We start from the raw sequence: 21488 nt of genomic DNA, 5'->3' as shown, positions 1-21488 counted from the left end.
AAGGGGAGGAATCACGATGTCTGAATCATTACAATTGGCGACATTTGCAGGGGGTTGTTTTTGGTGTATGGTGGCCCCATTTGATGAGCAGCCGGGAATTAAAGAAGTGATTTCTGGATATACAGGAGGTCACACAGTCAATCCGACGTATGAAGAGGTATGTTCTGATACTACAGGACATTATGAAGCGGTCCAAATTACGTTTGATCCGAATGTATTTCCATATGAAAAATTATTGGAGCTGTTTTGGCAGCAAATTGATCCAACCGATGCCGGTGGTCAATTCAATGACCGCGGATTATCGTATCGAACGGCGATTTTCTATCATAACGAGGAACAAAAGCAGCAAGCAGAAGCCTCTAAAGCGGAACTAGCCGCTAGTGGCCGCTTTCAAAAGCCGATCGTGACGGAGATTTTACCAGCAAGCCCGTTTTATCAAGCCGAAGAAAAGCATCAAGGTTACTATAAAAAGAACGCATTCCATTACAATATGTACAAAGAAGGCTCCGGGCGAGCGCCATTCATTCGCGAGCATTGGAAAAAAGTAAAAAGCGACGAGCAACTACGTAAGGAATTAACGCCGCTTCAATATGAAGTCACAAGAAATAATGCGACAGAGCCGCCGTTTCACAATGAATTTTGGAATCATACAGAAGAGGGCATTTATGTCGACATCATTTCTGGCGAGCCACTCTTTAGCTCGCTCGATAAATATGATGCGGGCTGTGGTTGGCCAAGCTTTACACAGCCGTTGCGCCGCATGGAAATCGCTGAGAAGTTAGACACTTCCCACGGGATGAGACGAATTGAGGTTCGAACGAAAACATCCGATGCTCATCTCGGCCATGTGTTTGATGATGGTCCTGGTCCAGATGGTGCCCGTTACTGTATCAATTCAGCGGCCCTGCGATTTGTGCCCAAAAGCAAGCTCATTGAAGAAGGATATGGCGAGTTTTTGAGTTTATTTGAATAAAGTAAAACACACTTCCGGTCAAATGGCCTGGAAGTGTGTTTTGTTATGTCTTAATAAAATAGCTTTCTTTGAAGAAGGTCGAGTGCCTGTTCAATTTCTTCCAGATCTTCTTTAGAAGCATCTTTTATTCGATCAAGGAACTTAGCTTCTATATATTGAAAAGCTTCCTTCATCATCATTTCACCGTCTTTTGACAGACGAATATAGTGCTTTCTGCGATCTTCAGTATCGGCGATTCTTTCGATTAAATTTTTTTCAGTTAATTTTTTAAGCTCACGGCTTGTATTCGGCATAGACATATGCTGACAATCACTAATGTCACTAGGAGTAACGGACTCGCTAACAGCGATGTATTCCAAAATACTATATTGAACGGGCGTGATGGTATTAGATCTAGCCTCTTTCGTTAATTCATGCGTTACACGATGAAAGGAAGATGAAAAGGCCACAAATTTATTAAATAAATCTTCTTTGTTCAAAATACTCACCTCTTATTGACAAGGTAACAAAGATGTTATCGAAAAACAATTATCATTTGACAACTAAGTGAGAGGGTGCTATCTTTTAGTTATCATTTGATAAATAAAAGAGGTGCAATGAATGAAAGTATTGACTATTTACACACATCCGAATCATCAAAGTTTAAGTTATGCTTTTTTGCAGGAAGTGATCAAAGGAAGTCGTGAGAACCCGAATATAAAGGAATTACAAGTATTAGATTTATACGAAGAGGCCTTTGATCCACTTCTTGTATTTAATGAAAATAAACGAAGACGTGATATGCATAGTGATCCTACCTTTGAACAGTATAGAAAGCAAATTATGTGGGCGGATAAGATCGTCTTTGTCTATCCTATCTGGTGGGGAAGGCCACCAGCGATGTTAATGGGATATATCGATCAAATATTTGCGTCGAATTTCGCTTATAGAGAGGAAGGGAGACTATTGCCAGAGGGACTTTTAAAAGGGAAATCGGTCGTGTGCATTTCTACTATGAAAGGACCTACGAATTATCCATTGCTGTTATTGAACAATGCTCATAAAGCCTTAATGAAGAAAGCGGTATTTAATTTTGTAGGAATTAAAAAGGTGAAATTTTTCGAATTTGGCCATATGGAAAGTCCAAAGGGAAAACAGAAGGAAAAATTAGATAGAATCTATCGTTATTTTAAAACAGTCGCAAATTGATCCGCAGCGTTTATTGTTCTTTTGTTATATAATGTATGAAAACAGACATTTCCTCGAAGAAGTGTCTGTTATTTTTAAATGGAGAGATATTATGACAGAACAAGCGTATGATCAGATGCTAGGGATTGACACCATTGGTCTGAAGGAATTCCCGCTACAATTGGTTCATTATAATCGTTATGAAGCGACACCGTATGCGGCATTGGACGAGCTGTTTCGTTCGTATGAGTTGAACCGTACAGATGGTGTGGTCGATGTGGGCTGCGGTAAAGGTCGATTATCTTTTTATATCCATCACCATTTTCAATTGTCTGTGACAGGGATTGAAGTGAATAAACAGCTATATGAAGAAGCGTTGCATAACAAGGCGAGTTATATGAAGACGAGCGGTTCAAAAAAGAGCACCCTTCGTTTTGTATGCGGCCCAGCTGAGAAGTATAAAGTGGAGCCAACGGACAATCGATTTTACTTTTTTAACCCGTTTTCAATTCAGATTTTCATGAAAGTGGTTCATAATATTTTGCTTTCGGTGGAGCAGAATAAACGGTCTGTTGACATTATTCTTTATTACCCAACAATTGAGTATATTCATTTTCTAGAACAACAGACGCCGTTTGAACTCATCCAACAGATCGAGGTTCCTGAGCTTTATGAAAAAGATGAGAATGAGCGATTTTTGATTTTTCGACATGATGCGTGAAATTGTTTCACGTGGAACGAATTTTTGAGGAGGATTATTATGAAAAAAAACATATATGTTGTCGGAGCAGTGATCGTGGAAGAAGGGAAAATTTTATGCGCTCAACGAGGAGAAGGAAAAACCTTATCATTAAAATGGGAGTTTCCAGGGGGGAAAATTGAACAAGGCGAATCTCCGCAGGAAGCATTGCGTCGCGAGATCGAAGAAGAGATGCACTGCCAAATTGAGATCGGCGAACAAGTCGAGCATACCGTATATGAATATGATTTTGGTATTGTTCACTTAACGACATTTCTCTGCCGAATTGTAGAAGGAGAACCTGTGTTAACGGAGCATGTCGCTGTGAAGTGGTTAGCACCACATGAGTTAACCTCATTAGACTGGGCACCAGCGGATGTTCCGGCGATTGAGAGGTTAAGTAAGGTGAGAATTTAACACAATCCGAGAGAAGTCCTCTTCCTCAAGGAGAGTGAAGGGCACAGCCGAAAAGCGTTTCGTTGATGACCTCCCGAACTTTGTCGAAAGAAAAAAGGATGAAAATTTCCATCTACTCTTGATAGGAACATACATTCTATTTATAATGATGACAAAGGAGGAGATCTCATGTATCGAACGTTGAAAACGGGCTTTTCAGCGCCACAGTCCACGCTTCAACAGTTATTTCACCTACGTCGGATCTGCGGAACGATTTGGAATGACTGCGTGCAGTTGGCTCGGTATTATTATCGGATCTATGGCAAGTGGATCAACAAAAGTGACCTTCAAGCTGAACTAAAAGGCTTATATCCTCTTCACAGCCAGACGATCCAAGCGGTATGTCATAAGTTTTTGCGTGCCCGAGAAGGAGTTCGCCAAGCGCGAAAAACAAATAAATCCATCCGATATCCATACAAAGAAAAATTCGTGTTTCACCCTAAATGGGTGGACAAATCTTTCGCACTAAAAGGGCGCAAGCTAACGCTCAGCTTAGGTAGGTGGCAAGGAAAACAACAGACACCACTCGTGTTGTCGCTTGCCTCGGTTCCGACTGGCGTGATCAAAGAAGTAGAACTCGTCTATGACGGCCGATGGCATGCCTGTTTGTCGTATGAAGACGGCATTAACCCTGTAGCGATTCAAGACGGTCATACAGCTGCGATTGATCCAGGTGAGATTCATACGATTGCCGCCGTCAGTACAAATGGACAAGCGCTTGTGATTTCGGGCAGGAAGATGCGCAGTGTTCACCGATTGCGAAATAAAAAAGTGAGAGAGTTGCAAATGCTCATGAGTCGGTGTCAAAAAGGGTCCAGGAAATGGCGCCAATACAACCGGGCGAAGAAGTACATTCTCTCCAAAAGCGAACGGCAGCTAGGAGATCTCCTGCATAAGACGACCCGAGCCTTTGTGAACTGGTGTGTGGAACAAAAAGTCGGGCATGTCGCTCTTGGCGATGTGGAAGGCGTTCAGCGGCACACAAGCAAACGAAACAAAAAACGAAAACGCCTCCGTTCCAAACAAGTGAACCAAAAACTCAGCAACTGGAGCTTTGGAAAACTAACCAAGCAGTTGGTCTATAAATTAGAAGCAACAGGTGTCTCATTATCAAAAGAAAACGAAGCCTACACGACGCAAGCATGCCCTGCTTGTGGAAAACGGAATAAAGTCCGTTCACGAAACTATCGATGTTCTTGCGGTTATGAACAGCATCGGGATATCCACGGTGCAGCGAATATCTTATCCCAGTATTTGCATGGGAAGTTTCGAGAAGTGATGCTAACTGACATCACGTATCTACGTCCTGTACAGGCGTAGTAGATGGGCAGAACCGCCCCAGAGGGAGATGACCGTGTCTTCGATTCTCTCTCTGTTGCTTACGGTGGCAGCAAGCTGTCGAGAGACTTCTTGCGTCAAGACCACTGCTTCCATATGGGAGCGTCAGTCCCCGAGAAAGACGAGGGTGTCGTGTACACCTATGGACATCGTCCAGCTTCTGATATCGAGGGGATCGACAAGAAACCCCTACCTCAAGTGCGAAGGCGATAGGTGGGGGAGGTTCATCGAAAATAAAAGAGGATGTCCCTGTTATATCGGTTGATGAAAACAATGTGTTAACGATGCTGTCGCAGGAAGTGTTGGATGGTAAGCGGAGACATGAGTTGATTTTATTAGACATGCTGATGGATGAGGAAGAGGTAGAGGGTGAAGCTTATTTCTCTCGTTTGCAAGAATATCAGTGTTCAACAGACGAAGATGTGATTCGTTCGGTTCATCGTTTATTTGATTTATCTTTTTTTACACAAAGCCAACAGAAGAAATATGGAGCGCAACCGATTGTTGAACTCACAGCCGATCAAAAATACCTTTTTCACTCAAATATAAAATCTAGTTTAAGAAAAAATATTTTTTTCGAGGAAATGGTTAAAGATATTATTAAGTGTGGACTGGAAAATACTAAAAAGTACCGCAGTGAGGAAGCATTCACCTTGTATGAAAAGTATTCCCGAAAAGATGCTTGTAAGTTATTAAGCTGGGAAAACGACGAAAGTTCTACAGTGTATGGCTATAAAACGAAGTATCAGTCTTGCATTATATTCGTTACGTATCATAAGCAGGATGAGATTGAGGCAAGTGTCAAGTATGGAGACGAGTTTTTAAGTCCTGATCTGTTTAAGTGGTATACAAGGAGTAACCGGACGCTACAGTCAAAAGAAGTGCAAACGATTATAGAAGCAGAGAAAAATGGCATTGATATTCATATGTTTGTCAAAAAGGATAATGACGAAGGGCGAGATTTTTATTATTTAGGGAAAGCAATTCCAGAGCCATCAAGCATTGAACAGACAAAAATGAAAGATAAGCACGATAAAGAGATTCCAGTCGTTCATATGAATTTAGTGCTGGAGCAGCCTGTGCCACATCAACTTTATCATTATATTAAGAGTGGGGAGCAATAAAATAGAAACAACATCCAGTAAAGAAGCCATCAGAGAGGAAGAAATTCCTTTTTGATGGCTTCTTTTATATTTGAAAAATAGTTGTCGAATTCAATTGTTTTATTTTTGTAAAATTACTTTTGAACTAGGTATAAGTGTTTATATACTCATGTATAATGTGGTACAAGAATATATTGTTAATTATTTGATTGATGAATGGACACGTAATTAAGGAGGTTTGTAACATGAAGTTGAAGTTTGGCACTAAGATTAACTTGATGATTATTGGAATTATTCTTGCTTTATCAGTCGTTATGGGTATAGTTGTTAAACAGCAAATTACGAAAGGGATTGAAAAGTTTGCTGTTGAAAAGGCAAAAAGCGATTTAAATCTCGCTTATAGATATATTGATGACAAGTACACTGGTGAGTGGGAAATTAAGAATAATCAGTTGTATAAAGGAGCGACACTGATCAATGAAAATTATGAAGTCATTGATCCGATAGGTGAAGATACGGGAGATACGGTTACAATTTTTCAAGGTGATACACGCGTATCGACGAATGTGATGGATGGAGACAATCGTGTCATTGGAACGAAAGCTACTCCTGAAGTCATCGAGAAGGTTCTTAAACAAGGGGAAGAGTATTATGGTGCGGCGAAAGTAACTGGACATACATATCAAACGGCTTATATGCCCCTCAAGAATATAAATAATGAAGTGGTCGGTATTTTATATATGGGAGCCTCACAACAAATTATTGATGAAGTGTTAGCTCAATTTTTAACAGCATTTTCCACAGTCTTAGTTGTTGTGATCATACTGTCCTGTGGAGTGGCTTATTGGTTTACGAAAAGAATAAAAACGAGGTTGAACAATTTGACTGTGGCGCTTGAACAAGCGGGCAGCGGTGATTTTACCGCGGAGGTTCATGATGCAGCTGGTGATGAATTGAGTAGTCTCTCCATTAGCTTTAATCAAATGGTGGCCAATCTTAAAAAGATGACGAATGAAGTGATGATGACTTCCGAGCATCTTGCGTCTTCATCGGAGCAGTTAACAGCTAGTGCAGAGCAAACGAGTAAAGCTACAGAGAACATTGTTGAGTCCATTCAACAAGTGGCTGATGGGGCTGAACATTCAATGAATAGTGTTCAAGAAAGCTCTGTTGCCTTAGAAGAGGTGAGTAAAGGAGTGCAATCGATTGCAGAGAATGCTTCCTTTATTTCAGAGGTAAGTTCTCAAACGGCTCAAAAGGCCAAAGAAGGCGGAGGGCTTGTTAGTCAGACTGTCGAACAAATGAAGACAATTAATCGATCTGTCAATGAAAGTGGCGACATTATCCAATCATTAGATGAGCGTTCAAAGCAAATTGGAGATATTACAAAAGCAATTAATGATATTGCAGAGCAAACCAATTTACTAGCATTAAATGCGGCAATTGAAGCAGCAAGAGCTGGCGAACACGGAAAAGGCTTTGCAGTAGTAGCGGAGGAAGTACGCAAGCTAGCGGAGCAATCTCAACAATCGTCTGCACAAATTTCTAATTTAATTATCGATATTCAAAAAGATATGGTGCAATCTCAACAATCGATGGAACAAGTAACTGTAGAGGTAAAAGGTGGTTTACATATTGTTCAGCGTACAGAAGTAAACTTTCAAGAGATTTTGCAATTGATGGATGAGTTGGCGGATCAGATTGAACAAATGGCCGCTACAGCGCAGGAAGTATCAGCAAGCACTGAAGAGGTATCAGCGACGGTGCAGGGCATGACTGGGATCTCAAGTGAGACGTCGATGCATTCACAAACAGTAGCATCTGCGGCAGAAGAGCAACTTGCATCAATAGAAGAGATAACCGCTTCTTCTCAAGCGTTGTCTAGTCGAGCGGAGAATTTACAACGGTTAGTTAGTAAATTCAAGGTGTAAGAAGTAACTAGAAAGCTAAAGAAAGTGTACATAAAGCTCAAATCCCAAGCACCATCTTCAGTTTAGACGGTGCTTGGGATTTATTTCGTTTTGGTTTCATTTTGTTCAATTAGTTGAAGATACAGATTGCGTAGCACATGCGTTTTGTACTGTTCAAGTTTACGACCTTCTAATTTTGTGATATTGGCTTGCTTTAATTGTTGGATGAACCAGCCTTTAGAATATAAATGGGCCATGAGTGAGTAGAAGCCTCCTCCATCATTCAGGTTAACAACAATATATGGAGGAGCTATAAAAGAAGTGCTGATGATTTGATTATTTCTCTACATATATTTTTTCAATTGATCCTTCGTAGATTCCTGTTTCTTTGCTGTATAAATGGATTAGAAGAGGTGGATGACAAATCAATGATCTTTTGCTAGCTGATACACAATCTAAAAAAGAGAAGAAAAAGGAGGTTTCTACTATTTATTGGTATAATGATTGTGGTGATTAAAGAATTATGTAGTAACGATAAAGGAGGGTGTAATGTATACAATTGGACAAGTTGCGAAATTTTTGGATGTATCTAGAGATACTTTGAAATTTTATGAAGAAAAGGAATTAGTGAAGCCTAGACAAAATATTGAGAATGGGTATAGAAAATATAATCATTTTGATATATATGATATAACAACGGTAAATTTCTATAGAGAAATTGATATTGAAATTAAAAAAATCCAGGAATTAAGAAAAAGTAAGAGTATAGAGGGAATAAAATCAGTATTAGAAGAGAAAGAACAAGAGGTTTTGGAGGAAATAGAATATAAAAAACGTCTTTTAAAAAAGCTTCAGATAGTAAAAGAAGATTGTGAAAAAATTAAACAATTCTTAGGAGAATACACAGTAAAAGAAATGAAGCCCTTAGAAATAAAGGGAGAAATAGAGCATTTTACTGCATATGAAACATATGACACTCTAAAAGAAAGCACAGACAGTTTAAAAAAAGCAGTGACTCTCACATCTTTAAGAAGAGTCATATGTTTCAATGAAGAAGGTATTCTAGAAGACAAATTCATCATTGTAAGAAAAGTAGAAGGTTATGATCAAGCAATAGAAGGTGAAATTCTATCTCATCCAAAATGTATTTATACAGTTATTGAGGATGGAAGGTGGTCAACTGGCGGAAAAAATATTGATCATAACGTGGAAGCTAATTTGAGAAAAATAGCAATAGAAAAAGGATATGAACTATTGGGGCTAGTTTATATAAATCTATTACTCACTACTTATGAAGATGGGCTTGAACGTGTGTTTTTAGAAATTTATGCACCTATAAAGTGAACCTTCAATTCGTTGGGGCTTCATCTCCACGGATGAAGAGAGGAACAAAGGCTAAAATCGCAACGTCCTGTTGCAGCGCCTTTGTAACCGGCATTGTGTAGGTCCGAACCAATCGGACGTTTATAGGCTGTTGCCCCCACCTACATGTTTGTGCTCCTTCTGCCATGGTTGAGGTAGGGGGCTTACAAGCCTGTTAATGCGGGATAAAATAATGAAGGTGTGTATTGACCTGTGAGTAACCCCTAGGTTTAAGCTGAAGGTGTTAGTAAATATTGAGCGTTATTATATTTACGAAATACTTAGTTTGAAGAGGGGATTGTACATGAATAGAGAAACGCAACTAAAAAAACCAGTAGCAAGTTTTATTGTACTAACCAATATCATTTTTTTGCCACTTTTTTTTCTTGTAGGAGCCGTAAGCATGTTAGGATTTCCCGCATGGGTCGTTGATGTAATGTTCTGTGTATCAGCTTGGTCCTCAACCTTTGCTTTTGCAGCATTATTTAAAAAAATCTATCCTGGACAGAGTTTTATCCAATTTGTGAAAGATAAATTCAAGAATAAACTTAAACTGTCTGTGATTCTTACTTCTATTATGATTCAAACCTTCCTATTTTTAGGGATTTTATTTCTCGTATTTAATAATAGTGAAGTAGACTCCATTTTTTCTATATCTTCATGGGGAATGTTGATCTATTTCTTTTTTAAAACCTTACTTGCAGGACCACTAGGAGAAGAATTAGGGTGGAGAGGTTTCGCTCAAATTGAGCTTCAAAAGAAGCATTCGCCATTAAAAGCTTCGATAATCATAGGATTTTGGTGGGGGATGTGGCATCTACCTATATGGTTTACTTACGGGTATCTGGGTATTGATTTAATCAAATTTATTCTATTCTTTATGATTGCAATTATATCCACTAAGATCGTCATGACAGCATTTTATAACTTGAATCAGAATTTAATTATCCCAATCATCATCCATCAATTTTTTAATTTTTTTATTGGCATAATAAACGGAAATTTAATTGACTTAATCATGTATAACGCAGCTTTTTATTTAGTAGTAGCGGTCTTAATCATCGTTATAAATCCAAAGAAAGTATTGTATGGACAGGAAGGTATAGACATTATTGATTATAATCTTCAGTGAACAATTAAAAAAATAGAGAGTAGTACATAATTTAGTGGTGGTTTGTACAGCTATAGTACGGCCACTATCAGAAGTGTTAGTTGAATAAGGTTTAATAAAACTATTCAAATTTTTTATAAATAGATCGATTACATGAAATAAGAGCATGTTTTGATCAATCTTTTTTCAAAACATGCTCTGTAGACTTATTTTTGTATCAAGGTTATTAGTAATAATTTAATTAAGCTGTATTTAGTTATTTTCCACTGGTGACTCTATTTTCATCTGTTTAAATCTCATATAAAAGAATGTCGTCATGGCAAATGAGAATAGACCGAAGATGACTACCATATGTTCAAGGCCGATTGTGTCCAATAGAAATCCTGTCATTAGTAAGACAATTTGAAAAATGACCCGTTCGAGCATGCCACGGAAGGAAAAGAATCTGCCGTGGAAGTCCTTTGGAACCCTTGTTTGGAAAATGGTTGCAGAGGTTGGGAAGAAGCAGCCAACAGCAAAACCAAATAGAACAAAGGCCAACACGGATAGAAAGGGAACATGGGCAAAGTACAGTAACATTTGTGATAACCCAATGATAAATGAAAAGACAAATAGAATCATATAGGGTGACAGCTTCTGACTAATTTGTTTGACGAAGAACGCTCCGAGCATAAAGGCGATACCTTCAGCTGTATAAATCCAACTTTTAATGGTAGAGCTATCTTGGATCTCACTAATATTGATAACCATTAAATTAAATGCGCCAACGAATAAGAGAGGAACGAGCGTTAAAATAAGAGTCATAAAGACAAGTGGAAGCCCTTTAATGATCGGAAATACATCTTTAAATCCTGATCCTGTCGCCTGTTCTTCTTTGACACTACCTTGTTCCGTTTTCGATTCGTCCAATGTTAAAAGGAAAGTTAACGCAAATAATAACAAATAAGCAATGAGGGAAGAGATATATACCATTGAAAGCGACATAATCGCTAATAAAATTCCTGCTACGGCTGTTCCTATAATTCTCGAAAGGGTAGATACATTCATATACACCCCGTTCAGTCGTAATAAGTCCTTTTCTTCTACGACTAAAGGAATAGCAGCCTGTAGTGCTGGGAAGAAGAAAGCGGCGGAAATTTGGGTGCAAACTAAAAAAGTGATCATCCACCAGACGGAGCCAGTTTCAATAGCAATTAACATGAAAATGACGCTTATCGTACGAACAAATCCAGAAACAAGCATCACCGTCTTTTTGCTAATTTGATCAGTGACTTTGCCAGCCAGCGGTCCAACGGCAATTCCCGCAAGAAGACCAACAGCTAAAATAATAGATTTTAAGAAATCAGAAGGGACTCGCTCTTGCATAAACTCAAGGTTCCCGATAATACCAAGCCACAGACCTAAACCTGCTACAAACTCACCGCATAATAAAATCCAAACATTTTTATTTTTCCACATAGTGATGTCCTCACGTTCTGTATATATTATTTCGCCTATCTAAATATACTATAAAATGGATTAATTGAAAATGATTATTATTTTCGTTGTTTAAGAAGAATTTCCTAGCAATTCTGTTTTGAATTTTTCTAAAAACTTATGATAGATAGGAGGAAGAATGAATTCTTTTTTATGAATCACTCCGAATCGAATGGGGGGGATATCTATGCTGTCTATAAGAACGCTTGCGCTTTCTCCATTTAACAGAGTGTGCTCATATTTTAACATAACCCGAGAGAAGTCCTCTTCCTCAAGGAGCGTGAAGGGCACAGCCCAGCGAGTAGAGAGGGGATGAATCTCGGTTCGGCACAGCCGAAAAGCGTTTGGTTGATTGCCCTCGAACTTTGTCGAAAGAAAAAAGGATGAAAGTTTCCATTTGCTCTTGACAGGAACAAACGTTCGTTTTATAGTGATGACAAAGGAAGGGGATCTCATGTATCGAACATTGAAAACGGGCTTTTCAGCGCCACAGTCCACGCTTCAACAGTTATTTCACATATGTCGGATCTGCGGAACGATTTGGAATGACTGTGTGCAACTGGCTCGATATTATTACCGGATCTATGACAAGTGGATCAACAAAAGTGACCTTCAAGCTGAACTAAAAGGCTTGTATCCTCTTCATAGTCAGACGATCCAAGCGGTATGTCATAAATTTTTGCGTGCCCGAGAAGGAGTTCGCCAAGTGCGAAAAACAAATAAATCCATCCGATATCCATACAAAGAAAAATTCGTGTTTCCTCCTAAATGGGTCGACAAATCCTTCGTGTTAGAAGGACGGAAACTGATACTTAGCTTAGGAAGATAGCAATATGTTTTTAAATGCTTTGCCAACGCTTAGTCCTGCGGATATTATGGCTAAAATTAAAGGAGTGACGTCTAAAAAGTTGAGAGAGGAATTTCCACATCTTCAACATTTGCCAAGCTTGTGGACACGTTCTTATTTTGTCTCTACTGCCAGAAATGTATCGAGCGAAACGATCAGACATTATGTTGAAAGTCAAAAAACAAGGGGGTGAATACGATGGCGAAATCAAGCTATGTATTAACTCTACGATTAAAAACAGAACCGTTTCAAGAAGATGCGTTAGATCAGCGATTTGAGATTTCTCGTAAGATGTACAACGCTTGTGTCAATGAATTATATAAGCGTTATCGAACGATGCAACAATCGAAGAAATACCAGAAAGTCAAAAAGATGAAAAAAGGAAAGGAACGCAACGTTTTATTCGCTGAGTTGAATACGCTGTTTGGTTTGACAGAGTATTCCATCCATGCTTTTTTAACACCTATGAATCAGCGTTTTTCTACTAATATAGATTCGCAAGCTGGTCAAAAACTAGGCACAAGAGCTTTTCGAGCATTTAAGAAAGTGATGCTTGGAGAAGCGAAAAAAGTATATTTTAAGCGGTATGGTGAAATGAAATCCGTAGAAGGGAAATCAAATAAAACAGGTATCCGTTTCGTGGAAAATAGGATTATTTGGAAAGGGTTATCTATTCCTGTCATTATTCGTAATCGGGATGTGTACGCACATTTAGCACTACAAGATCGAGTGAAATATGTTCGCATTACACGTGAAATGATCAAAGGGAGATATGTCTACTATGCTCAACTTGTATTAGAAGGCATTCCGCCGCAATCTTATCATTCCAATGGATTAAAACAACAAGTAGGAGTGGGGCGTGTTGGTATTGATATTGGAACATCTACGGTTGCGGTTAGTTCAAAAAAAGAAACGATGTTAACCATTTTAGCTCCAAGTGTTGTTGATTATGAAAGGAACATCTATCTTATTCAACGGAAAATGGATAGAAGCAAACGAGTGATGAATCCTCACAAATTCAATGCCGACGGTACAATTAAAAAAGGAAATAAAGAAAAATGGGTGTTCTCTAAGCGATATAGAAAACTAAGAAACACCTACCGAGAACTACATCGCAAGAACAGAATGATTCGGAAGCAAGACCATGAAACCATGTCCAACCAATTATTAGCTTTGGGTGACACCTTTTTCGTGGAAACCATGTCGTTTAAAGGGTTGCAAAAAAGAAGTAAAAAAACAGAAAAGAACGGCGAAGGGATATTCAAAAGAAAGAAAAGATTCGGAAGGACCCTTTCAAATCGTGCGCCGTCCATGTTTTTAAGTTGTTTGGAAAGAAAGTTAGCATACAATGGCTTGAAATTAAAAAAAGTAAATACAGCGAAAGTAAAAGCTAGTCAATACAATCATCTCGATCATACCTACACGAAAAAGCCTCTGGCGAAGAGATGGAATGATCTTGGTGGTATGAAAGTACAACGCGATCTATATTCAGCCTTCCTATTAATGAATATGGTTGATGATAAGAAGCTAGAAAAAATAGACAGAGAGAGATGTATAAAAGAATTCGATATGTTTTTAGAAAATCACAAAAGAACCATGAATGAACTGCAAAAACAATCCCACACTCTTAAAAGTATGGGATTGAAATAAGTTAAAAACTCAACGGTTTAGGCATGAGCCGATGCGAACGTTAAGGATGGCAATGGTCGTCTTGTTCGTCAAAGTCTTGAAGAAACGAGATCATGTTTCTATGTTGTACCCAACCAGCAACATCGGTTGAAGGGAGAGTAGTTAAGAAATCTCACGTATTCAAGAACCCCACGGATTTATTCGTGGGAGTGTCAGGTATATGTTAAACTGGCGTGAAGCTTTGCAACTTTATTATAATTATTGCGAAGAGAAGGATATAGAAGTTCTTGATATTGGACAAATGGGATAAAAGCTATAGCTTGAAAGAAAGTGGATGAGCCCAAGCGATATAATGGGTTCATCCATTTTTTTGTGTTGAAATCTCAATGTTGGATTATGACGAAATTTGTTTAATATTGTCGGAAAAAGGATATGGTTTTGTTATAGAATAGATATATAGTATTTTATATTTACAAAAGGAAACAAAGGGGGTGTAATCGTGAAGGATCTTGTTTTCCACGCATCGCTTATCATATCTTATTTGTTTATTATTGGTTTTTTAGTAGGGCGAAAGGATAGGAAACAACGCTCACCACTCGTTCAACAAATATTTGTTGGAAATAGAACGGGGGTGATGGGGATTATACTTATGTATTATTCCATTCACATTTCAAACGAGATCATTATTGATTTGAGGCACTTATTTATTATGATTGCTGCTTTGTTTGGAGGACCGATTTCAGCCGTTTGGGCAAGTGTGGTGATGGCTGTTGGGCGCTTGTTTTTATTTGGTGTAAGTGAAGCGGCAATTGTCCCCTCGGTGAATATACTAATGACAGGCGTGATGCTTGCTGCGATGACTAAACTGAAATGGAACAGTATATATGTGAAAAGCTTTGTCATGAATGTGGCAGCCTTATGTATGATATATTTAACTATTTCTTGTTTATCGGACTTATCTTATGCTTTAAAAATTATGGCCTATCATTCTAGTATTTCGATTCCTGTGGGCTTATTAATTGTCGCTCTTAACCTGTATTTAAATCGATATAATGAGATGGTGCAAAACATGGAGAAAGAGAATAAAATGGACTACTTAACAGGCTTAAATAATGTGCGTCAATTTGACTTAACTTTGAATCAATTCAAGACAAACGGTGTAGCAAAGGGAGAGCGATTATCCGTTTTATTCATAGATGTTGACTTCTTCAAAAAAGTAAATGATACGTACGGTCATGCAGCGGGAGATGAGGTTCTTAAACAGTTGGCGATCGTTTTACAAGAAAATGCTCGATCATTTGATCAAGTGTATCGCAATGGTGGGGAGGAATTCTCTGTCTTACTTCTCGATTGTCCGTTATTTCAAGCAAAAGAAATTGCAGAAAAAATTCGTTTAGCCGTAGAAAGAACGCCGATTGTTTTGCCTAATCAATCTAGTATCTTTATTACGATATCTATCGGATTATCTAATTATCCAGAAACGACTGCGGATGTTGATTATTTGATTAAACAAGCAGATGAGGCTTTGTATGAAGCGAAACAGACTGGACGGAATCTAGTATGCGTATCTTAAAACAAAAAGTCATTTGAATCCTTTATTCACCGGGACTCAAATGACTTTTTGTTGTTTTCTATTTGCTGTTTTTTTTGAGTCTTCGCTACAAGCACTAACCATAAAGACGAGCAGTAGAAAGATCGGCAATAGCAGCTTGTTCACGTTCGTTATCCTTCACTAAGTTGTACGTGATACACATTGGTTTACTTGTTCTTGGGTCGCGTCCGATCTCTGCGTCAATATTAAATACTTTTTGAAGCACGTCTCGTTTCATTACTTCTTCACAATGACCAGCTTTGATGATTTCTCCGTCCTTTAAGGCGATCATATAGTCAGCGAATCGAGCCGCTTGGTTTAAGTCGTGCAGCACCATAATAATGGTTCGTTCTTGTTCTAGATTTAGTTTTTGTAATAGCTCTAGCACTTCTAGCTGGTGGGCCATATCTAAATAAGTGGTTGGTTCATCAAGAAAAATAATGTCGGTTTCTTGGGCAAGCGCCATGGCGATCCAAACGCGTTGACGTTGACCTCCTGATAGGGCGTCTACGGGACGAGATTTAAACTCTGTTGTTCCTGTTACTTCCAGTGCCCAATCGATCACTTCATAATCTTTTTTCGTTAGGCGACCAAAGCCTTTTTGATAGGGGAAACGTCCGTAAGAAATCAGTTCACCAACTGTTAATCCGCTAGCGCTTTCCTGCATTTGCGGAAGAATCGCCATTTTTTGGGCGAGGATTTTGGTGTTTCCTTTAGCTATATTTTCACCATCTAAAATAACAGTTCCTGATTGATGGGAAATAATACGAGTGATCGCTTTTAACAGCGTTGATTTTCCACAACCATTTGAACCGATGATCGTTGTAATTTTTTTATCAGGAATTTCTACGCTAAGGTCTTTGACAATGAGACGTTCACCATAGCCGATATTTAAGTCCGTTGTATATAGACGAACCATTGGATAACCTCCATTTATTTTATTGTTTTTTGATAATGATTTTCAGTGTCACTTCTTTTTATACTATAATTCTCTCATTTATCAGTGTCAATCTTATTTTTTTAGAAAATTTATTCAGATAAGTGATATTAGTTGTAAAAAAGAAGGGAAAAGAGTATTATTGTTGATAATGATAATCAATTACGTTTAGATGATAAGGAGCAGATATAAATGGATCAACAACAATTATTTGATGTAACGGTGATTGGTGGAGGGCCTGCTGGACTGTATTCGGCATTTTACAGTGGGTTGCGAGAAATGAAGACGAAGTTAATCGAATATCAACCTCAATTAGGTGGAAAAGTTCATGTGTATCCTGAGAAGATGATTTGGGATGTGGGCGGGGTGACACCTATTCCAGGAGCTCAATTGATTGAGCAACTCGTACAGCAAGGATTAACTTTTGATCCTGAAATCGTGTTAAATGAAAAGGTAGAGTCGATCACTAAAAATGAGGATGGCATCTTCGTATTGCATGCAGCTTCTGGACAAAAACATTATTCAAAAACAGTGATTGTAGCAGTCGGTGGAGGAATATTGAACCCACAAAAACTTGAAATAGAAGGCGCAGAGCGGTTTGAAGTATCCAATTTAAATTATACGGTTAAATCACTCCAACGTTTTAAAGATAAGACCGTAATCATTTCTGGCGGGGGAAACTCAGCCATTGATTGGGCCAATGAATTAGAGCCTATCGCTAAAAAAGTATATATCACTTATCGAAAAGAAGTGTTATCAGGCCATGAGGCGCAAGTGAAGCAGCTGATGGACAGCTCGGCTATTTGTTTCTTCCAAACAGCTATTACAAAGCTGATCGCTAGTGAAAACCACGAAGTCATTGAAAAGGTAGAGTTGACGAATCATCAAACAGGAGAGACGGTCTTGCTACCGGTTGATGAGGTCATTATCAATCATGGATATGAACGCGACACGACTTTGCTCGACCAAAGTGAAATCGATATTGAAAGAATTGACAATTATTTTATCGCTGGTAATGCGAGCAGTGAATCGTCGATCGAAGGTTTGTATGCAGCCGGAGATATTTTGAAGCATGATGGCAAGCTACATTTAATTGCTGGAGCATTCCAAGATGCGGCGAATGCTGTGAACAAAGCGAAACAATTGATTGAGCCTGAGGCTAATAAGTCAGGCATGGTATCTTCACATAATGACATTTTTAAAAAGCGGAATAGAGAATTAGTAAAGCAGATGATGAAATGAGAAAATGCCCCGAAGCAATTAGTTTCGGGGCATTTTTTTCACCATTCATTTGGCTCGTAATTGAGATCAGCAAATAATTGTTTTTTCTCTTTTTTCGTTAAATCGCGCCACTGCCCAATTGGTAAGTTGTTTAATTGGATATTCATGATGCGTGTTCGCTGCAGGCGATATACTTCGTAGCCTAAAGCAGCACACATACGGCGAATTTGTCGGTTTAGTCCTTGAGTTAAAGTGATTTGAAACTCATACTTTGATAGTTGCTCGACTTTACAAGGCAATGTTTTTGTATTTAAAATATGCACACCTGCCGCCATTTCCTTTAGGAATTCAGGGGTGATTGGCTTGTCTACGGACACGATATATTCTTTTTCGTGTTTATTCTCAGCACGCAAGATTTTATTCACAATGTCTCCATCGTTTGTTAAGAGAATTAAGCCTTCAGAATCTTTATCAAGACGGCCAATATGGTGAATTCGTAAAGGGTGATTGACTAGATCGACAATATTTCCTTTGACCTTTTTCTCAGTTGTACTTGTAATGCCTACAGGCTTATTTAAGGCGATATATACGTTGTTTCTCGCCAATCGAATTTGTTCCCCGCTCACTCGAACGTCATCTCCAGGCTCGACTTGGCTACCTATTTTCGCCACTTTCCCGTTAATCGTGACTCTGCCTTCACTAATTAATTTATCTGCTCCGCGTCTAGATGTTTTCCCAGATTCACTAATGTATTTATTCAGTCGCAGGTTAATCGCATCCTTTATTTAGATTTTAAAAAAATTTATGTTGAAGAATTTAATTATAATGGGAATGAAGCGAACAAAAAAGGGATATGGAATGGTTTTCTATATTTATTTTTTGGAGACCTTTTGTTTTTATACGGTTCGTTTAGTTCCAGATGGAAAGATGTGTGTCTATTTAACGCGAAAGAGGCTGCTCCCGGTGAACGGACTAGGGACAGCCTCTTTCGCATTTCTATTGTCTAGCTCCGCCAACTAGCCGCTCGAGGTCAAAAGCCAATCCATCCAAAAGGTTAAAGAACAACCTTTCAGCTGGCTCGTCTTTTGCTTGTCGCGGCTGACCAAGTCGGCTCCGCTTTTCTTTGTCCAGCTCCAGGCGCTAACGACTAGTGGACTTCCACGATCCTCCTTGCGATAAGTCAACATCGATTCACTGTCGTTCATCGTGTTTCCTTTATCTCGTGCGGATCGCTCCAGTCCATACGTCGCTGACCAGTGCCTTCCGCATTTCTTCTTTGTCTAGCTCCAAGCGCCAGCGACTAGTGAACTTCCACGATCCTCCTTGCGATAAGTCAACATCGATTCACTGTCGTTCATCGTGTTTCCTTTATCTCGATCGGCTCGTTCCAGTTCATACGTCGCTAAACGGCGCTTTCCGCTTTTCTAGTTACATCGCATTCTTGATGATTTGGATGACTTCTTCTAGTTTTGGTTTGCGTGGGTTTGTTAGTGCACAAGCACCTTTCATTGCGTTTTCGGCTAATGTTGGGATGTCTTCTTCTTTTGCACCTAATTCTTCAAAGCCTTTCGGAATGTTTAGGTCGCGAGCTAGGCGCTCGATGGCTTTAATTCCTTTTTTCGCTGCTTCACGTGTGCTTAGCCCTTCGACATTTTCGCCAAGGTAAGCAGCAATTTCTGCATAACGATCCATTCTAGCAATTAAGTTAAATTTGCATACATGCGGTAGTAAGATGGCGTTACAAACTCCATGAGGGAAGTTATAGAATCCGCCAAATTGGTGAGCGATCGCATGAACGTAACCTAAAGAAGCGTTATTGAATGCCATACCTGCTAATGATTGAGCGTATACCATTTGTTCACGAGCTTCCATGTCGGCTCCATTAGCAACCGCACGTGGTAAGTATTTAGGAACAAGCTTAATCGCTTGAATAGCTAATGCATCAGTAATTGGTGTTGCTGCTGTTGAAACATAAGCTTCAATCGCATGAGTTAAAGCGTCTAATCCTGTTGCCGCTGTTAAAGCTGGTGGCATTCCAACCATAAGTTCAGGGTCATTGATAGATAGTGTAGGTGTCACGTGTTTGTCGACGATCGCCATTTTTACTTTGCGTTCAGAATCTGTGATGATCGTGAATTTTGTGACTTCACTTCCTGTACCCGCTGTTGTGTTGATAGCAACTAGCGTTACCATCGGTTTTTCTGAAACGTCTACACCTTCATAGTCATGAATTTTTCCGCCATTTGCTGCGACTAACGCAATTCCTTTTCCGGCATCGTGAGAGCTTCCGCCACCAAGAGTGACAACGCTATCACAATTTTCTGCATGATAAGCTTCTAGACCTTCCGCTACGTTTTTATCAGTTGGATTTGGCTCAGCTTTTGGAAAAATCGAAACTTCTACCCCTGCTTCACGAATGATTTTCGCGATGTTTTCAGAGATACCTAAGCCGTGTAGTCCAGCATCCGTTACTAATAATGCTTTCTTTGCGCCAAGACCAGCTAATCGAGTGCCTATCTCATTAACAGAGCCTTGACCGAATAGATTAACTGCGGGCATATGAAATTCACTTGTTTTGTTTGCCATGAATAATTCCTCCTAATAATACCTTTATGAGTGATAAAAGAAATAGATGAAATTAAAGCTTGATAGCATGCTATGAAATGTCTGAAATGATTGTATATACATGGATATTCTATTCCGAAATAATATTATTAGCAAACAAAAAGATTGGTAAAATATTTATCTATTAGTAATATTAGCAAATAATCGATTGAAGAAGAATTATTGTTACATAATATATGAAAAATATGCATGGAATTTTTAAAACGTCCAGAATAAAATGAAGGATTTGTGAACCGAAAAGGTTTATTCTGTGACACGCGTGATCGTTAGTTATAGTCAGGTGCATGTTATATTGCTGATTTATTTTTAGTAAATTTATGTAGTCGATTCTTATATATTGCATATTTCTTAAATTCATACTATATTATTTGATGGGTCAATTATTGATGGGTCAAATAATATAAAAAAGGAGCACTTACACCACGTGAAAATATCACGAAACGAATGGTTTTAATTAAATTATTCGATGTTGTTAAATATTAATTGATGATCGCAAATTAAATAAATTAGAGGAGGATAATTATTATGAGATTTTTAGTATATTATACACATGGAGAGGCTTGGATTGCTGGAAAGACAACAAATGAGCAGCCATATATTAATCAACATGCTCTGCATATTCAAAACAGATTTAACGAAGGTAAAATTATCTTTGCAGGCCCATTTGAAGATCATACGGGAGGAGCTTCTCTTCTTGAAGTCGCTAATGAAGAGGAAGCCTATGATATAATAAACAATGATCCGCTTGTTAAAAATAAAGTTGTAACTGCTAAATTGAGCCCTTGGGAGCCAATATATAATAGACATGAAAATTCCAGCCCAAATTTCACTAGAGAATTTTTTGAAAGCCAAGGAATTATTATATAGAAACTGTGCCGTGAAGCGCAAAGTAATTTTCAATAAATGTATAAAAAACACAGAAGTGAAAATGAACTGCATTCCAATTGTTAGATTGCGTCTAACAATTGGGGTGCAGTTTTTCTATGGTTAATTACTTATACAA

21 protein-coding genes and 2 pseudogenes are annotated in these 21488 nt (G+C 38.6%); 16 read left to right on the top strand and 7 right to left on the bottom strand.

The features are described 5' to 3' along the window. Window positions 1-16: 16 nt before the first annotated feature. Window positions 17-538 (top strand): annotated as a pseudogene (gene msrA, locus ACSVDJ_RS18280) (peptide-methionine (S)-S-oxide reductase MsrA); the annotation flags it as partial. Next, window positions 524-973, top strand: a complete 450-nt coding sequence (msrB, locus tag ACSVDJ_RS18275; RefSeq protein WP_439167957.1) for a peptide-methionine (R)-S-oxide reductase MsrB — start codon at window positions 524-526, stop codon at window positions 971-973. The pseudogene msrA and the gene msrB, both read left to right, overlap by 15 nt. Window positions 974-1023: 50 nt before the next feature. Here the strand turns inward: msrB and ACSVDJ_RS18270 are convergent, their stop codons facing one another. After that, window positions 1024-1452: a MarR family winged helix-turn-helix transcriptional regulator gene (locus ACSVDJ_RS18270; protein ID WP_439167817.1), complete on the bottom strand. Its 429-nt coding sequence runs from the start codon at window positions 1450-1452 to the stop codon at window positions 1024-1026. Between the two features lie 121 nt (window positions 1453-1573). Between ACSVDJ_RS18270 and ACSVDJ_RS18265 the strand changes: the two genes are divergently transcribed. From ACSVDJ_RS18265 to ACSVDJ_RS18240, 6 genes are all read left to right on the top strand, one after another. Beyond that, window positions 1574-2161: an NAD(P)H-dependent oxidoreductase gene (locus tag ACSVDJ_RS18265; protein WP_439167815.1), complete on the top strand. Its 588-nt coding sequence runs from the start codon at window positions 1574-1576 to the stop codon at window positions 2159-2161. A gap of 91 nt (window positions 2162-2252) precedes the next feature. Beyond that, on the top strand, window positions 2253-2861 hold the full coding sequence (locus ACSVDJ_RS18260; protein ID WP_439167956.1) for a methyltransferase: 609 nt from the start codon (window positions 2253-2255) through the stop codon (window positions 2859-2861). 39 nt (window positions 2862-2900) lie between these two features. Further along, window positions 2901-3296, top strand: a complete 396-nt coding sequence (locus tag ACSVDJ_RS18255; RefSeq protein ID WP_439167813.1) for a (deoxy)nucleoside triphosphate pyrophosphohydrolase — start codon at window positions 2901-2903, stop codon at window positions 3294-3296. A gap of 168 nt (window positions 3297-3464) precedes the next feature. Next, window positions 3465-4655: an RNA-guided endonuclease InsQ/TnpB family protein gene (locus ACSVDJ_RS18250; RefSeq protein WP_439167811.1), complete on the top strand. Its 1191-nt coding sequence runs from the start codon at window positions 3465-3467 to the stop codon at window positions 4653-4655. Window positions 4656-4882: 227 nt separating this feature from the next. Continuing rightward, the gene (locus ACSVDJ_RS18245) at window positions 4883-5797 is read left to right on the top strand and encodes a DUF3427 domain-containing protein (RefSeq protein ID WP_518620708.1); all 915 of its coding nucleotides are present in this window, start codon (window positions 4883-4885) and stop codon (window positions 5795-5797) included. Between the two features lie 224 nt (window positions 5798-6021). Next, on the top strand, window positions 6022-7707 hold the full coding sequence (locus ACSVDJ_RS18240) for a methyl-accepting chemotaxis protein (RefSeq protein WP_439167809.1): 1686 nt from the start codon (window positions 6022-6024) through the stop codon (window positions 7705-7707). Between the two features lie 80 nt (window positions 7708-7787). Here the strand turns inward: ACSVDJ_RS18240 and ACSVDJ_RS18235 are convergent, their stop codons facing one another. Then, on the bottom strand, window positions 7788-7943 hold the full coding sequence (locus ACSVDJ_RS18235) for a YflJ family protein (RefSeq protein WP_439167808.1): 156 nt from the start codon (window positions 7941-7943) through the stop codon (window positions 7788-7790). A gap of 292 nt (window positions 7944-8235) precedes the next feature. Between ACSVDJ_RS18235 and ACSVDJ_RS18230 the strand changes: the two genes are divergently transcribed. Both ACSVDJ_RS18230 and ACSVDJ_RS18225 read left to right on the top strand, forming a co-directional pair. Beyond that, on the top strand, window positions 8236-9030 hold the full coding sequence (locus ACSVDJ_RS18230) for a MerR family transcriptional regulator (protein ID WP_439167806.1): 795 nt from the start codon (window positions 8236-8238) through the stop codon (window positions 9028-9030). 322 nt (window positions 9031-9352) lie between these two features. Continuing rightward, window positions 9353-10180 (top strand): CPBP family intramembrane glutamic endopeptidase, encoded by an 828-nt coding sequence (locus ACSVDJ_RS18225; RefSeq protein WP_439167804.1) that lies wholly within the window; start codon window positions 9353-9355, stop codon window positions 10178-10180. Window positions 10181-10411: 231 nt separating this feature from the next. On the opposite strand, the gene ACSVDJ_RS18220 is transcribed toward ACSVDJ_RS18225, so the two are convergent. Next, entirely contained in the window at window positions 10412-11617 is a 1206-nt protein-coding gene (locus ACSVDJ_RS18220) for an MFS transporter (protein ID WP_439167802.1), read from the bottom strand. A 472-nt stretch (window positions 11618-12089) separates the two neighbouring features. Between ACSVDJ_RS18220 and ACSVDJ_RS18215 the strand changes: the two genes are divergently transcribed. The 4 genes and pseudogenes from ACSVDJ_RS18215 to ACSVDJ_RS18200 all read left to right on the top strand — a co-directional run bounded on the left by ACSVDJ_RS18215 (window position 12090) and on the right by ACSVDJ_RS18200 (window position 15684). Next, entirely contained in the window at window positions 12090-12464 is a 375-nt protein-coding gene (locus ACSVDJ_RS18215) for a transposase (protein WP_439167801.1), read from the top strand. Window position 12465: 1 nt separating this feature from the next. Continuing rightward, window positions 12466-12675, top strand: a pseudogene (tnpA, locus tag ACSVDJ_RS18210) (IS200/IS605 family transposase); the annotation flags it as partial. Between the two features lie 5 nt (window positions 12676-12680). Further along, window positions 12681-14132, top strand: coding sequence for an RNA-guided endonuclease TnpB family protein (locus ACSVDJ_RS18205; protein WP_439167799.1), 1452 nt, complete (start codon window positions 12681-12683; stop codon window positions 14130-14132). Window positions 14133-14610: 478 nt separating this feature from the next. Further along, on the top strand, window positions 14611-15684 hold the full coding sequence (locus tag ACSVDJ_RS18200; RefSeq protein ID WP_439167798.1) for a diguanylate cyclase: 1074 nt from the start codon (window positions 14611-14613) through the stop codon (window positions 15682-15684). A gap of 94 nt (window positions 15685-15778) precedes the next feature. Here ACSVDJ_RS18200 and ACSVDJ_RS18195 read toward each other — a convergent pair whose 3' ends face one another. Further along, window positions 15779-16621, bottom strand: a complete 843-nt coding sequence (locus ACSVDJ_RS18195) for an ABC transporter ATP-binding protein (protein WP_439167796.1) — start codon at window positions 16619-16621, stop codon at window positions 15779-15781. A gap of 210 nt (window positions 16622-16831) precedes the next feature. Between ACSVDJ_RS18195 and ACSVDJ_RS18190 the strand changes: the two genes are divergently transcribed. After that, the gene (locus ACSVDJ_RS18190; RefSeq protein ID WP_439167794.1) at window positions 16832-17881 is read left to right on the top strand and encodes an NAD(P)/FAD-dependent oxidoreductase; all 1050 of its coding nucleotides are present in this window, start codon (window positions 16832-16834) and stop codon (window positions 17879-17881) included. A 38-nt stretch (window positions 17882-17919) separates the two neighbouring features. On the opposite strand, the gene rluF is transcribed toward ACSVDJ_RS18190, so the two are convergent. The 3 genes from rluF to ACSVDJ_RS18175 all read right to left on the bottom strand — a co-directional run bounded on the left by rluF (window position 17920) and on the right by ACSVDJ_RS18175 (window position 20446). Then, the gene (gene rluF, locus ACSVDJ_RS18185) at window positions 17920-18627 is read right to left on the bottom strand and encodes a 23S rRNA pseudouridine(2604) synthase RluF (RefSeq protein ID WP_439167952.1); all 708 of its coding nucleotides are present in this window, start codon (window positions 18625-18627) and stop codon (window positions 17920-17922) included. Between the two features lie 249 nt (window positions 18628-18876). Then, entirely contained in the window at window positions 18877-19065 is a 189-nt protein-coding gene (locus tag ACSVDJ_RS18180; RefSeq protein ID WP_439167793.1) for a hypothetical protein, read from the bottom strand. A 223-nt stretch (window positions 19066-19288) separates the two neighbouring features. Further along, on the bottom strand, window positions 19289-20446 hold the full coding sequence (locus ACSVDJ_RS18175) for an iron-containing alcohol dehydrogenase (RefSeq protein WP_439167791.1): 1158 nt from the start codon (window positions 20444-20446) through the stop codon (window positions 19289-19291). A 564-nt stretch (window positions 20447-21010) separates the two neighbouring features. Here ACSVDJ_RS18175 and ACSVDJ_RS18170 point away from each other — a divergent pair. Continuing rightward, window positions 21011-21352: a YciI family protein gene (locus ACSVDJ_RS18170; protein ID WP_439167789.1), complete on the top strand. Its 342-nt coding sequence runs from the start codon at window positions 21011-21013 to the stop codon at window positions 21350-21352. The last annotated feature ends 136 nt before the right edge of the window (window positions 21353-21488 follow it).

It is taken from the genome of Bacillus sp. Hm123, from assembly GCF_051842975.2.
Taxonomy (GTDB): domain Bacteria; phylum Bacillota; class Bacilli; order Bacillales; family Domibacillaceae; genus Bacillus_CE.
The sequence above is the reverse complement of the archived record's forward strand: the minus strand, read 5'-3'. Positions and strand labels throughout refer to the sequence as shown.